Below are 14,094 nucleotides of genomic sequence, written 5' to 3' on the forward strand. Positions count from 1 at the left end.
GCCCCAGCGGGGACACCCCGCCGGCAAAACACCCCAGTCGACCCTCCACAGGCACCCAGCGAGCTATGCCCGATATCCTGCAGCGTGACGAGCGCATTCCCGATTCAATGGTCGGTATCCGCCTGGACCAGGCCGCCGCGGAGCTGTTCGCGGACTTTTCCCGCGAGCGGCTCAAGGGCTGGATCAAGTCGGGCGCGCTGACCCTCGACGGGGCCACCGCCAAGCCCAAGGACAAGGTCTACGGCGGCGAGCGGCTGGTGCTGGAGGCGGTGCTCGAAGAGGAGGTGCGCTGGCAGCCGCAGGCGATCGAACTGGCCATCGTTCACGAGGACGACGACGTGCTGGTGATCGACAAGCCGGCCGGGCTGGTGGTGCATCCCGCCGCCGGCAATCCCGACGGTACCCTGCTCAACGCGCTGCTGCATCACTGCCCGGCGCTCGCCGCGATCCCCCGGGCGGGGATCGTTCACCGCCTCGACAAGGACACCACCGGGCTGATGGTCGTCGCCAAGACCCTGGCGGCGCAGACTTCGCTGGTCGGCCAGCTGCAGGCGCGCAGCGTCTCGCGCGAATACGCCGCGGTGGTCACCGGGGTGATGACCGCCGGCGGCACGGTCGATGCGCCGATCGGCCGTCATCCCAAGGACCGCAAGCGCCAGGCAGTCACCGAATCGGGCAAGCCGGCGGTGACCCACTATCGAGTGGTCGAGCGCTTCCGCGGCCATAGCCACGTGCGTTGTCGGCTGGAAACCGGGCGTACCCACCAGATTCGCGTACACATGGCGCATCGCCGCTACCCGCTGGTCGGCGACGCTCTGTACGGTGGGCGACTGAAGCTACCGGCGGGGGCCAGCGAGGCGCTCAAGGAGCAGTTGCGCAGCTTTCCGCGTCAGGCACTGCACGCCCAAAAGCTGGCCTTCATCCATCCGGCGAGCGGCGAGTCGGTGAGCTTTCGCGCCGAGTTGCCCGACGATCTCTGGGTACTGCTGGATGGCCTGCGCGCCGATAGCGAGGAGCGAACATGAGCGATCAACCCACGCTGCTGTTGCCCGACTGGCCGGCGCCGACCACCGTCGGTGCGCTGGTCACCACCCGTGAGAGCGGCCCCAGTCAGGGCCCCTTTGCGGCCTTCAATCCGGCGCTGCATGTCGGCGACGACCCGGCCACGGTGGCGCGTTGCCGGGCGTCGTTGAGCGAGCAGGTCGGCGATGCCCGGCCGTTGCTGTGGCTCGACCAGGTCCATGGCGCCGCGGTGGCGCAGGACTATCGGCCGAGTTACACCGAACAGCCGCCGCCGGCCGACGCGTCGGTGGCCTTCGACAACCGCCACGCCTGCGTGATCCTGACCGCCGACTGCCTGCCGGTGTTCTTCTGCGACTGGCGCGGCACCCGGGTAGGCCTGGCGCATGCCGGCTGGCGCAGCCTGGCCGGCGGCGTGCTCGAGGCCAGCGTCGCCGCACTGGGCTGTCCGCCCGACGAACTGATGGCCTGGCTGGGGCCGGCGATCTCCAACGCCCAGTTCGAAGTGGGCGGGGAGGTCCGCGAAGCCTTCGTCGCCGTGCAGCCCGCCGCCGAGAGCGCCTTCGAGCCCAGCCCCTACCGGCTCGGGCACTACATGGCCGATCTCTACAAGCTGGCGCGGCTGCGCCTCGAGCGGCTGGGGGTGGCGCACATCAGCGGCGGCCACTTCTGCACCGCTTGCGAGGGGCGCTTCTACTCGCACCGCCGCGACGACGGGGTGACCGGGCGCATGGCCAGCATGATCTGGCTGCGCTGAGCAGCAGCGTCGTTCCGACCACGCGCTAGCCGGCGTGGTCGGTCGCCGGCTGGCGACTCGGCGCCGGCAGCGCCTCGGGATAGAGCGTGAGCAGCTTGCGCAGCACGCCATTGGTCCAGCCGAAACCATCCTGGGCGGGATATTCGCCGCCGCCGGCACGCTTGTCCTTGAGCACGTTGTACTTCTCGACCAGTTTACCCTCCTTGCGATAGCGCTCGACGTTGGTGGCGATCCAGCGTTCGGCGATCATCCGCGCCAGCCGGGTATTGCCGTAGTGGCGTAGCCCCTGGATGGCCAACCACTGCTGCGGCGCCCAGCCATTCGGTGAATCCCACTGCTGGCCGGTGTCGTTGAGCGTAGTGACCAGCCCGCCGGACTTGAGCAGCTTGTTCTCCAGGGTCTGAGCCACGGCGGCGGCCTGCTCGGCGTCGGCGATGCCGAAGAACAGCGGGTAGGCGGTGGCGGTGCTCAGCGTGCCGGTCAGCCGGCCCTCGCGCCATAGGTAGTCGCCGAAGGCGCCATCTGCATCGCTCCATAGCACGTCGCGGATCGCTCGCTTGCGTGCGGCGGCGCGCTCGCGGTAGTCCGCCGCTTGCCGGGGCTGGCCATCGAGGGCATAGGCCGTGGCGAGCGTCTGTTCGAGATGGTAGAGCAGGCTGTTGAGGTCGACGGGGACGATCGAGGTGGTGCGGATGGTCGACAGTGTCTCGCCATCGGCCAGCCAGCGCGAGGAGAAGTCCCAGCCGCTTTCGGCGCCGGCGCGCAGATCGCGCCAGACCTGCTCCTTAGGGCGCGAAGCCGCTTCGGCGGTGGTCAGGTCCTCGCGGAACGATTCCTGGCGCGGCTTGGCGACGTCGTCCCAGTAGCGATTGAGCAGCGTGCCGTCATCGAGGCGTACCACGCGGCGATACGCCTGGCCGGGTTCGAGCGTCTCGCCGCCGGCCATCCAGAAATCGTACTCGGCCTGCATCGCGGGCAGGTAATGGCGATAGGCGTCGCTCCCGTCGATATCGGCGACCAGGTCGACCATGCTGGCGAAGAACGGCGGCTGCGAGCGTGTCAGATAGTAGGTGCGGCTACCGTTGGGGATATGCCCGAAACGCTCGATCAGGAAGGCGAAGTTGTCGGTCATGTCGCGCACGCGCTGTTCCAGGCCGCTTTCGACCAGCCCGAGCATGGTGAAGTAGGAATCCCAGTAATAGATCTCGTTGAATCGCCCGCCCGGCACCACATAGGCGTTGGGCAACGCCAATCGCGACGACCAGCGGCTTTCAAGGGGCTGCGGTTGGCGAGTGAGGATCGGCCACAGCGCGTCGATATGTGCGGTTACCGGCTGGCCGCTGGGCAGCGCGGCGTGGGTATTCCTGTCCGGATGGCTGAAGTGCGCTTCGACGAAGGCCTTGAGTGCGTCGTCGTCGAGGGGGGCGCCGTCGCGCTGCTGCCGATAGTCGGCGAGGATCGCCTCGGGCGAGGCGTCGGGAATCAGGTCGACGAAGGTCTTGCTGTCTTCGTAAATTTGGCGAATCTGGACCTGATAGAACAGTTCGCCCCAGAGTTCGTCGGGTGGCGCCGGCGTATCGCGCGGTGCCGCATGGAGGGCCAGTGACAGCAGGGTGAGCCAGGCGACCACCAGGGTCCTCAGCCAGGCGGGGTGGCGAGAGGTGCGTTGCTCCATGTTCATCGCGACGTCCTTGTTGTTGTGAAATCCAGTTGGGCAATCCGGCTCTGGTGCATCCGCGTGGCTATCGGCGTTGCGTCGGACCTCGTGCGGACGCTGCCTTCAAGGTATGCAGCCGCTTGACGTTGATCAAGTCGTACGGCAATTCGCCGGGCCGCGACTTGAAAGCGCCCCAACACACCTCCATTGATAGTGTCAAACATAGCGACAATGGGCCCACGGCGCGTCCGACCGCGCCGCCGCCCCGATGGAGGATTTCGATGCGTATCGATCGCATGACCAGCAAGTTGCAGAACGCCCTGGCCGAGGCCCAATCCCTGGCCGTCGGGCGTGCGCACAATCAGCTCGACCCCGGGCATGTGCTGAGCGCGCTGCTCGACGCCCGTGATAGCGGCATCAAGGGCTTGGTGCAGAAGGCCGGGGGCGATCTCGGCAAACTGCGCGATGGCCTGGCCCAGTATCTCGACGACCTGCCCAGCGTCGGCCAGTTCGACGGCAACGTGAACATGAGTCAGGACCTGGCGCGGCTGTTCAACCTCGCCGACCGCGAGGCCCAGGCGCGCGGCGATCAATACATCGCCAGCGAGCTGGTGCTGCTCGCCGCGCTGGAAATGAACCACGCGATCAGCAAGGTGCTGACCCAGGCCGGGCTGTCCAAGAAGGCGCTGACGGCGGCCATCGACAGCCTGCGCGGCGGCCAGGCCGTCGACGATGCCAGCGCCGAGGAGAGCCGCGAGGCGCTCGACAAGTACACCCTGGATCTGACCGCGCGGGCCGCCGAGGGCAAGCTCGATCCGGTGATCGGCCGTGACGACGAGATCCGCCGCACCATCCAGGTGCTGCAGCGGCGCACCAAGAACAACCCGGTGCTGATCGGTGAGCCCGGCGTGGGCAAGACGGCGATCGTCGAAGGCCTGGCCCAGCGCATCATCAACGGCGAGGTGCCGGAAGGCCTCAAGGACAAGCTGGTGCTATCGCTGGACATGGGCGCGCTGCTCGCCGGCGCCAAGTTCCGCGGCGAGTTCGAGGAACGACTCAAGGCGGTGCTCAACGAACTGGCCAAGGAAGAGGGTCGGGTGATCCTGTTCATCGACGAGCTGCACACCATGGTCGGCGCCGGCAAGGCCGAGGGCTCGATGGATGCCGGCAACATGCTCAAGCCGGCGCTGGCGCGCGGCGAACTGCACTGCGTGGGCGCCACGACCCTCGACGAGTACCGCAAGTACATCGAGAAGGACGCCGCGCTCGAGCGCCGCTTCCAGAAGGTGCTGGTCGACGAGCCCTCTGAGGAGGACACCGTGGCCATCCTGCGCGGCCTCAAGGAGCGCTACGAGGTGCACCACGGCGTCGACATCACCGACGGCGCGATCATCGCCGCCGCCAAGCTGTCGACCCGCTACATCACCGACCGCCAGTTGCCCGACAAGGCGATCGACCTGATCGACGAGGCGGCCTCGCGGATCCGCATGGAGCTCGACTCCAAGCCCGAGGAGATGGACCGCCTCGACCGCCGGCTGATCCAGCTCAAGATGGAGCGCGAGGCGCTCAAGAAGGAAACCGACGAGGCCTCCAAGAAGCGCCTGGAAAACCTCGAGGAGCAGATCGGCGAACTCGAGCGCGAATACGCCGACCTCGACGAGGTGTGGAAGTCCGAGAAGGCCAGCATTCAGGGCGCCGCGCAGTTCAAGGCCGAGCTCGAGCAGGCGCGCATCGATCTCGAGGCGGCGCGCCGCCAGGGCGATCTGGGGCGGATGTCCGAGCTGCAGTACGGGGTGATCCCGACCATCGAGAAGAAGATCGCCGAATCCAGTGAGAGCGACGGCGCGGCCGATACCTCCAGACACGTGCTGCTGCGCTCCAACGTCACCGAGGAGGAGATCGCCGAGGTGGTGTCGCGCTGGACCGGCATCCCGGTGGCCAAGATGCTCGAGGGCGAGCGCGACAAGCTGCTGCGCATGGAGGAGGCGCTGCACGACCGGGTCATCGGCCAGGACGAAGCGGTCAGGGCGGTCGCCGATGCGGTGCGCCGCTCGCGCGCCGGGCTCGCCGACCCCAACCGGCCCAACGGCTCGTTTCTGTTCCTCGGCCCGACCGGGGTGGGCAAGACCGAGCTGTGCAAGTCGCTGGCCAACTTCCTGTTCGACACCGAGGAGGCGATGGTGCGCATCGACATGTCCGAGTTCATGGAGAAACACTCCGTGGCGCGGCTGATCGGTGCGCCTCCCGGCTATGTCGGTTACGAGGAGGGCGGTTACCTGACCGAGGCGGTACGCCGCAAGCCATACTCGGTGCTGCTGCTCGACGAGGTCGAGAAGGCCCACCCGGACGTCTTCAATATCCTCCTGCAGGTGCTCGAGGACGGCCGGCTGACCGACGGCCAGGGACGCACCGTGGATTTTCGCAACACGGTGATCGTGATGACCTCGAACATGGGCTCGGATCTGATCCAGAAGTTCGCCAGCGAGGGCGAGGAGGCCTACACCCGCATGAAGGATGCGGTGATGGAAGTGGTCGGCCAGCAGTTCCGGCCCGAGCTGATCAACCGCATCGACGAGGTGGTGGTGTTCCATCCGCTCGACCAGGAGCAGATCCAGAAGATCGCCGAGATCCAGCTGCAGCGTTTGCGCGAGCGGCTCGCCGAGCGCGACATGACGCTGACGGTCAGCGACGACGCGCTGGCGCAACTGGCGGTGGTCGGCTTCGATCCGGTGTTCGGTGCGCGACCGCTCAAGCGGGCGATCCAGAACCGGCTCGAGAACCCGCTGGCCCGGGAACTGCTTGCCGGCCGTTTCGGCCCCGGCGATGCCATCCGCGTCAGTGCCGAGGAGGGCCACCTGGCCTTTGCCAAGTGAGCGTTCTGTTGTGATGGAATACAGAAGCCCGCCTTATGGCGGGCTTCTCATTTATCCGTTGCGAGACGGGAAGAGCGTGCTCTCAGGCTTGCGCCTTGCCGGTCAGGCGTTGCTGGATCCCCTCCAGCGATACCCCCTTGGTCTCGGGCATCAGCCAGGCCACGAACACGACCTGCAGGACCATCATCACCGCGAAGAAGGCGAACACCGGGCCGCCATCGAAGGCGCCCAGCACCCAGGGGGTGACCAGGGTGATCGCCGCGGCGAAGAACCAGTGGGTGAAGCTGCCTAGCGACTGGCCGCGGGCGCGTTCGCGGTTGGGGAATATCTCCGAGATGAATACCCAGATCACGGTGCCCTGGCTGATGCCGTGAGCGGCCACGAACAGGCACAGTTGCAGGGGAATCAGCGCGCCACCCAGATCATTGGTGAAGAAGGCGTGCGAGATGATCGACAGCGAGATCAGATAGCCCGCCGAGCCGATGTACATCAGCGTGCGGCGGCCCAGCTTGTCGATCAGGGCGATGCCCAGCATGGTGAACAGCACCATGATCAACCCGATGCCGGCGGTCGACAGCAGCGCCGCGTTGCTGCCCAGCTCGGCGGCCTCGAGGATGCGGGGTGCGTAATACAGCACGAAATTGATGCCAGTGAACTGGTTGAAGAAGGCCATCAAAAACGCCAGCAGGATGGGCAGCCGGTAGCGCTTCGAGAAGAAGCGGCTGTGCGAGCGCTGGTCGCGTTCGTCGGCGGCGCGGATCTCGGCGATCTGCCGGCCGGTATCGGCTCGGGGATCGATTTGCTGCAGGACATCGGCGGCGCCGGCGTCGTCGTTGCGGTTGAGGATCAGCCAGCGCGGGCTGCGCGGCACCAAAAAGACCAGCAGGGTATAGACCAGCGCGGGCAGGGCCTCGATACCCACCATCCAGCGCCAGGCGTCGGCATCCAGCAGGGCGCCGAGCGCGGCGTTGGAGACGTAGGCCATGAAAATCCCGAACACCACGTTGAACTGGTACAGCGCCACCAACTGGCCACGGCGCTCGGCGGGGGCGATCTCGGAGATATACGCGGGGGCGGCGACGGTCGACATGCCCACCCCGAGGCCACCGATCAGTCGAAAGGCCGAGAACCACATGGGGTCGGCGGCCAGTGCCGAGCCCACGGCCGACACCAGATACAGCACGCCGATGATCAGCAGCGTGGGGCGGCGCCCCAGCCGGTCGGTCGGCCAGTTGCCGAAGATCGCCCCGATCACCGTTCCCCACAGCGCCATCGACATGATGAACAGGCCATGTTGCAGGTCGCTGAGGCCCCAGAGCTCCTGGATAGGTTTGTCCGCGCCGGAAATGACGGCGGTATCGAAGCCGAACAGGAAACCGGCCATGGCCACGAAGAGCGACCATTTCAAAATCTTGGACATGATGACGCTCTCCGTTCGTCGAAATAGCGATCCTTGGCTTTATCAGCCCAGATGAATCGAGTCAGCGGGCCCCAGTACAGCATTTAAGATGCTGGAATGACTACTCGCCGGGGTTTCAACTTTAGTCGCACCTGGCGATTGCCGCTCCCTTGTGGCGCGTCTCTCGGCCGGCTTACGGTTGACAGCCCCGTGAGGCTATTGGAATCTTGTTCGTTCCTGATTTATGGACGTGGCATCAACGGGCGATCCCCGAGCGCTGCGTGATGGGTAGGCTGTAGGGCCTTTACCCGCCTTAAACGGATTTCCGGGCGCGGGCTAACCGCCTGGCCTGGCCCAACCCCCGACGCGGCGATCCGTCGCGATGAAGAGTGCAGGCCCCATCCGGGCCGAACAACGCCAGGGTTTGGCATCAGGTGCCGGGTTGACCGGCAGCGGCATACCGCCGCACTCGACTTTCGCGACCCATGCCGGGCCGCGAGACCGCACTCGAGACCTCTAGGGGAGAAACACAGTGGAATTGCTTTCCGGCGCCGATATGATCGCCCGCTTCCTGCAGGATGAGGGCGTTGAATATATCTATGGCTATCCGGGTGGCGCAGCGCTGCATATCTACGATGCGCTGTTCCGCCAGGATGCCGTCAAACACATCCTCGTTCGTCACGAACAGGGCGCGACCCACGCCGCCGACGGCTATGCGCGGGCCTCGGGCAAGCCGGGCACGGTGCTGGTCACCTCCGGCCCGGGGGCTACCAATGCCGTGACGGGGATCGCCACCGCCTACATGGACTCGATCCCGATGGTGGTGCTGTGCGGCCAGGTCGCCAGCCACCTGATCGGCGAGGACGCCTTCCAGGAAACCGACATCGTCGGCGTGACCCGACCGATCGTGAAGCACAGCTTCACGATCAAGCACCCGTCGGAAATCCCCACGGTGCTGAAGAAGGCCTATTACCTGGCCTCGTCGGGGCGTCCCGGGCCGGTGGTCATCGATATTCCCAAGGACATGACCGCGCCCACCGAGCGCTACGAGTACGTCTATCCCAAGAAGGTCAAGCTGCGCTCCTACAACCCGGTGACGCGCGGCCACACCGGCCAGATCAAGAAGGCCGTGGAGATGATGCTCAAGGCGCGTCGTCCGGTGTTCTATACCGGCGGCGGGGTGATCACCGGGCGTGCCAGCGAGGCGCTGACCGATCTGGTCCAGCGACTGGGCTACCCGATCACCACCACCCTGATGGGGATCGGCGCCTATCCGCAGAGCGACCGTCAATCACTCGGCTGGCTGGGCATGCACGGCTCGTTTGAATCGAACATGGCGATGCATCACGCCGACCTGATCGTCGCCGTCGGCGCGCGCTTCGACGACCGGGTGACCAACAACACCTCGAAATTCTGCCCCACCGCCAAGATCGTGCATGTCGATATCGACCCCAGCTCGATCTCCAAGACGGTGCGTGCCGACGTGCCGATCGTCGGCCCGGCGGGGAGCGTGATCAACGAGATGATCAGCCTGGTGCAGGGCCGCGAGCCGGCCAATCCCGAGGCGCTCGAGGAGTGGTGGCAGAAGATCGACGGCTGGCGCGACGAGCGTCGCGGCAAGCTGTTCGATCCGGCCGCTGCGGACGAACTGCTCAAGCCGCAGACGGTGATCGAGGCGATCTGCCGGGCGACGCGCGGCGAGGCCTTCGTGACCACCGACGTCGGTCAGCACCAGATGTTCGCCGCGCAGTACTACAAGTTCGACAAGCCCAACCGCTTCATCACCTCGGGCGGGCTGGGCACCATGGGCTTCGGCTTTCCCGCGGCGATGGGCGTCAAGCAGAGCTACCCGGACGACGATGTGGTGTGCATCACCGGCGAGGGCAGCTTCCAGATGATGATGCAGGAGCTGTCGACCTGTAAGCAGTACGGGATCGGCGTCAAGATCGTCAATCTCAACAACGGATCGCTGGGCATGGTCCGCCAATGGCAGGATCTGAACTACAAGTCGCGCCATGCGCACTCCTACATGGAGTCGTTGCCCGACTTCCAGCAGCTGATCGGCGCCTACGGCTTCACCGCAATCAAGGTGGAGCGTCAGGAGGATCTCGAGCCGGCGCTCGAGCGGGCCTTCGCCGACAAGGATGAACTGGTGTTCCTCGACGTCTACGTCGACCCGCGCGAGCACGTCTATCCGATGCATGTGCCCCTGGGCTCCATGCGCGACATGCTGCTTTCGAAGACGGAGCGGACCTGATGCGCCATATCATCTCGATCCTGATGGAAAACGAACCCGGCGCCCTGTCACGCGTGGTGGGGCTGTTCTCGCAGCGTAACTTCAACATCGAATCGCTGAACGTGGCGCCGACCGACGATGCCACCTTGTCGCGGCTGACCGTGACCACGGTGGGCGACGACCGGGTGATCGAGCAGATCACCAAGCACCTCAACAAGCTGATCGACGTGGTCAAGCTGGTCGACCTGACCGAGGGCAATCACATCGAGCGCGAACTGATGCTGGTCAAGGTCAAGGCGCTGGGCGCGGCGCGCGACGAGGTCAAGCGCACCGCGGATATCTTCCGCGCGCAGGTCGTCGACGTCACGCCGAGCGTGTACACCGTGCAGATCACCGGCGATGCCGGCAAGCTGGATGCTTTCCTGCAGGCGATGGCGCCGATCGGCATCCTCGAGGTGGCGCGTACCGGGGTATCGGGAATCTCCCGCGGCGACAAGGTGCTGAGCCTCTGAGGCCAGCCGCCGCGTCGCCCAGGCCGCTCTTCGGAGCGGCTTTTTTGTGCGCGGCCGCAGCGTTCGGTTCAGGCGTCGGCCGGGCGGGGCGTCTCGGCTACCTGCGTCCACAGCGCGCGGATCAGCGGGTTGCGCAGCTTCTTTTCGAGCACGCAGAGTCCCACGTCGTAAGGCGCGAGCCGGGGGCTGACCTCGAGCGTCCGCACGCGATCTGCCAGCGGGCTATTGTCGAGCACGATCTGCGGCACCACGCCGATGCCGAAGCCCAGCCCGACCATGCTGACGATCGCCTCGTTGCCGGCCACCTGGGCGTAGATGCGCGGCTTGACGCCGAGGCTACGAAACCAGGCGTCGGTGCGCTCGCGGGCCAGCCCCGATTCCGAGAGGATCATCGGCGTGTCGGCCCAGGCCGCGGCCAGCGGCGGCTGGCTCTCCGCCGGCAGCCAGTCCGCGGCCTCGTGGGGGGCGATGAACACCAGCGGCGAAGTGGCGATCGGCTTGAAGGCGAGCTGGGCCGGCAGCGTCTCGGGGCGCGCGCTGATCGCCATGTCCTCGTCGCCGCCCAGGATGCGGGCGATGGCATCGGCCGGGTCGCCGGTGTGCAGCTTGAGTTCGATGCGCGGATGACGCAGGCGGAACTCGCTGAGCAATTCGTAGAGAAAGCTGTAGCTCGCCGTTACCGAGCAGTAGATGCTGATCTCGCCGGCCAGCTCGCCGGCTTCCTCCATCAGAGTCTGGCGCAGCGCCGCCCACTGCTCGAGGGCCTCTCGCGCATATTGCTGGAATAGCCTACCTTCGCGAGTCAGGTAGGCGGTGCGGTTGTCGCGCTCGACCAGTCGCACGCCGAGGCTGGCCTCGAGCTGGCGCAGGCTGCGACTGAGGGTCGAGGGGCTGACGTGGCAGGCGTCGCTGGCGCGACCGAAGTGCAGCGTTTCGGCGAGCGCCAGGAAGTGGCGTAGCGGGCGTTGGTCCATATTGGCATTTCACTTCGTGAATCGTGGTATTGCAAATATAGCGTTTTACGCAACGTAATGTCTGCCGTATCGTACCCTCAATGCTCGACCACGCCGCGCTAGACGGCGGGCCATCAACGCTGACACGACCACTATCCAACGAATTCCGGAGTACCCTATGCGCGTTTATTACGATAAGGATTGCGACCTGTCGCTGGTTCAGGCCAAGAAAGTCGCCATCGTCGGCTACGGCTCCCAGGGCCATGCCCATGCCAACAATCTCAAGGAATCCGGCGTCGATGTCATCGTGGCGCTGCGTGAGGGTTCCTCGTCGGCCGCCAAGGCCGAGTCGGCCGGGCTCAAGGTGGCCTCCGTCGCCGACGCCAGCCGCGAGGCCGACGTGGTCATGATGCTGGCGCCCGACGAGAACCAGAAAGCGATCTACGAGCAGCAGATCGAGCCCAACCTCAAGCAGGGCGCCACGCTGGCCTTCGCGCATGGCTTCAACATCCATTACAACCAGATCATCCCGCGCAATGATCTCGACGTGATCATGATCGCGCCCAAGGCGCCGGGTCACACGGTACGCTCGGAGTTCACCCGCGGCGGCGGTATCCCCGACCTGATCGCCATCCAGCAGGACGCCTCGGGTTCCGCCAAGGAACTGGCGCTGTCCTACGCGGCGGCGATCGGCGGGGGACGCAGCGGGATCATCGAGACCACCTTCAAGGACGAAACCGAAACCGATCTGTTCGGCGAACAGGCCGTGCTGTGCGGCGGTGCCGTCGAGCTGGTCAAGGCCGGTTTCGAGACCCTGACCGAAGCCGGCTACGCGCCGGAAATGGCCTACTTCGAGTGCCTGCACGAGCTCAAGCTGATCGTCGACCTGATGTACGAGGGCGGCATCGCCAACATGAACTACTCGATCTCCAACAATGCCGAGTACGGCGAATACGTGACCGGCCCCGAGATCATCAACGAGCAGTCGCGCGAAGCGATGCGCAATGCCCTGAAGCGCATCCAGAGCGGTGAATACGCCAAGATGTTCATCCAGGAAGGCAATACCAACTATCCCTCGATGCATGCCCGTCGCCGACTCAATGCCGAACTTCCGATCGAACAGGTCGGCGAGAAGCTGCGCTCGATGATGCCGTGGATCGCCGCCAACCAGCTGGTCGACAAGAGCAAGAACTAGCACCTTGATGCATGGCATCCAAACGAGCCAGGGCGCGGAAATCCGCGCCCTGGCTCGTTTTGCGGGGTGCGTGGCGTCGCCTATCGTTAACCGTAGTAGTGTGTAGAATGGATTCACTGAATACGGCAACGGAACGACAGCGATGACCTTAGACCCTCAGCAGAACAGGCCGGAGACTCCGGCCGCCAGCAACGAGTTTGCCGATTTCGCACGAGAGACCGATGTCGTCGAAGAGACTGTCGAGAACGGCAAGAAGGTCCGTCGACGCGGCATCTACCTATTGCCCAACCTGTTCACGACCTCGGCGCTGTTTTCGGGATTCTTTGCCGTGGTCGCCGCGATCAATGGTAATTTCTCGGCCGCGGCCATCGCTGTGTTCGTGTCCATGGTGCTTGATGGCGTCGATGGCCGGGTCGCCCGCATGACCAATACCCAGAGTGCCTTCGGTGCCGAGTACGACAGCTTGGCCGATATGCTCTCGTTCGGTGTGGCGCCGGCGGTGGTGGCGTTCACCTGGATCCTGCAGGATGTCGGCAAGTTCGGCTGGATCGCCGCGTTCCTGTATGTCGCCTGTTCGGCGCTGCGTCTGGCGCGCTTCAACGTGCAGATCGGCTCCACCGACAAAAAATGGTTCATCGGTCTGCCCAGCCCCTCGGCCGCCGCCCTGGTCGCCGGCTGTGTCTGGGTCTTTCACAACTTCGATATCGAGGCCTACGCCTTCAAGCTATTGATGACGTTGGTCGTCGTCTGCGCGGGGGCACTGATGGTCAGCAATATCCGCTATTACAGCTTCAAGGAGATCGACCTCAAGGGGCCGGTGCCCTTCGTGGCGCTGCTGGCGATCGTGCTGGGGTTCGTGGTGATCTCGCTCGAGCCTTCGGTCATGCTCTTGCTGCTGTTCGCCGGCTATGTCGTGTCGGGGCCGGCCATGGCCGCGATGCGCAAGATGAAGGGCAAGCCGGCGCCTGATCTTCAGACGGATACCGAACCGGCTGCCTCCGATCGATCGGCCGACTGATTCACTCTCGCCACGATGCTTGTAAAACGCCCGCCTTGTGCGGGCGTTCTGTTATCCACGACCGGTTTCGCGCGAAGGTTTGCTTGGGGGTGTGGATCAACGCGTTTCGCGTCGCACACTTTTTTCGCCCCAGGGGCTTGTCAGCGACGCTCGCGGGCCGTAAAGTACGCATCCGCTGCTCACGACGGACCCACGTCGCAGGCGGTGGAGGTGGCGCAAGGTCTTGTTCCTATTAGGTTTTCAGTCGCTCGGTCGAGCGAACGAGGATTGACAGGGACGCCGGATGCGGTAGAATGCGCCCCGCGATCGGGGTTCGCCCGACGGCTCGGACCGGCTTTTCAGAAAGCGCTTCGGGCAGGCCTTCGAGACGTTGGTTTCGGTTGCCACGGCGAACGACGCGCTTGACAGCGCGGCCCGGATCGGTAGAATACGCCTTCCTCGCAGGGCGCTGGCGAGCCACCCGATGGCGCGACG

General features: G+C 65.3%; 11 protein-coding genes. 7 read left to right on the top strand and 4 right to left on the bottom strand.

Going from position 1 to position 14,094, the window contains the following annotated elements:
- The first annotated feature begins 65 nt into the window (after window positions 1–65).
- Window positions 66–1,025 carry a 23S rRNA pseudouridine(1911/1915/1917) synthase RluD gene (gene rluD, locus R6258_RS04650; RefSeq protein ID WP_318447991.1) on the top strand — a complete coding sequence of 320 codons (960 nt, stop codon included), beginning with the start codon at window positions 66–68 and terminating at the stop codon, window positions 1,023–1,025.
- The gene (pgeF, locus tag R6258_RS04655; RefSeq protein WP_318447993.1) at window positions 1,022–1,777 is read left to right on the top strand and encodes a peptidoglycan editing factor PgeF; all 756 of its coding nucleotides are present in this window, start codon (window positions 1,022–1,024) and stop codon (window positions 1,775–1,777) included. Before rluD ends, pgeF begins: the two co-directional genes overlap by 4 nt.
- A 25-nt stretch (window positions 1,778–1,802) precedes the next feature.
- Here pgeF and treF read toward each other — a convergent pair whose 3' ends face one another.
- Window positions 1,803–3,458 carry an alpha,alpha-trehalase TreF gene (treF, locus tag R6258_RS04660; protein WP_318447996.1) on the bottom strand — a complete coding sequence of 552 codons (1,656 nt, stop codon included), beginning with the start codon at window positions 3,456–3,458 and terminating at the stop codon, window positions 1,803–1,805.
- A 257-nt stretch (window positions 3,459–3,715) separates the two neighbouring features.
- Here treF and clpB point away from each other — a divergent pair, with 257 nt between their 5' ends.
- Complete coding sequence (gene clpB, locus R6258_RS04665) at window positions 3,716–6,307, top strand: ATP-dependent chaperone ClpB (protein WP_318447999.1); 2,592 nt, start codon at window positions 3,716–3,718, stop codon at window positions 6,305–6,307.
- An 82-nt stretch (window positions 6,308–6,389) separates the two neighbouring features.
- Here the strand turns inward: clpB and R6258_RS04670 are convergent, their stop codons facing one another.
- On the bottom strand, window positions 6,390–7,727 hold the full coding sequence (locus R6258_RS04670) for a sugar porter family MFS transporter (RefSeq protein ID WP_318448002.1): 1,338 nt from the start codon (window positions 7,725–7,727) through the stop codon (window positions 6,390–6,392).
- A 511-nt stretch (window positions 7,728–8,238) separates the two neighbouring features.
- Here R6258_RS04670 and R6258_RS04675 point away from each other — a divergent pair.
- The gene (locus tag R6258_RS04675) at window positions 8,239–9,963 is read left to right on the top strand and encodes an acetolactate synthase 3 large subunit (RefSeq protein WP_318448004.1); all 1,725 of its coding nucleotides are present in this window, start codon (window positions 8,239–8,241) and stop codon (window positions 9,961–9,963) included.
- Window positions 9,963–10,454 carry an acetolactate synthase small subunit gene (gene ilvN / locus R6258_RS04680; protein ID WP_031385249.1) on the top strand — a complete coding sequence of 164 codons (492 nt, stop codon included), beginning with the start codon at window positions 9,963–9,965 and terminating at the stop codon, window positions 10,452–10,454. The genes R6258_RS04675 and ilvN overlap by 1 nt, the downstream gene beginning before the upstream one ends.
- A gap of 68 nt (window positions 10,455–10,522) precedes the next feature.
- On the opposite strand, the gene ilvY is transcribed toward ilvN, so the two are convergent.
- Window positions 10,523–11,428 (bottom strand): HTH-type transcriptional activator IlvY, encoded by a 906-nt coding sequence (gene ilvY / locus R6258_RS04685; RefSeq protein WP_318448007.1) that lies wholly within the window; start codon window positions 11,426–11,428, stop codon window positions 10,523–10,525.
- Window positions 11,429–11,585: 157 nt separating this feature from the next.
- Between ilvY and ilvC the strand changes: the two genes are divergently transcribed.
- Complete coding sequence (gene ilvC, locus R6258_RS04690; RefSeq protein ID WP_318448010.1) at window positions 11,586–12,602, top strand: ketol-acid reductoisomerase; 1,017 nt, start codon at window positions 11,586–11,588, stop codon at window positions 12,600–12,602.
- A 142-nt stretch (window positions 12,603–12,744) separates the two neighbouring features.
- A complete protein-coding gene (gene pssA, locus R6258_RS04695; protein WP_318448012.1) occupies window positions 12,745–13,620 on the top strand; it encodes a CDP-diacylglycerol--serine O-phosphatidyltransferase in 876 nt (291 codons plus the stop codon).
- Between the two features lie 240 nt (window positions 13,621–13,860).
- On the opposite strand, the gene R6258_RS04700 is transcribed toward pssA, so the two are convergent.
- Window positions 13,861–14,094 (bottom strand): hypothetical protein (locus R6258_RS04700; RefSeq protein ID WP_318448014.1); only part of this gene is annotated, 234 nt, incomplete at its 5' end.

The sequence above is a fragment of the Halomonas sp. HP20-15 genome (assembly GCF_033446685.1).
GTDB lineage: Bacteria > Pseudomonadota > Gammaproteobacteria > Pseudomonadales > Halomonadaceae > Modicisalibacter.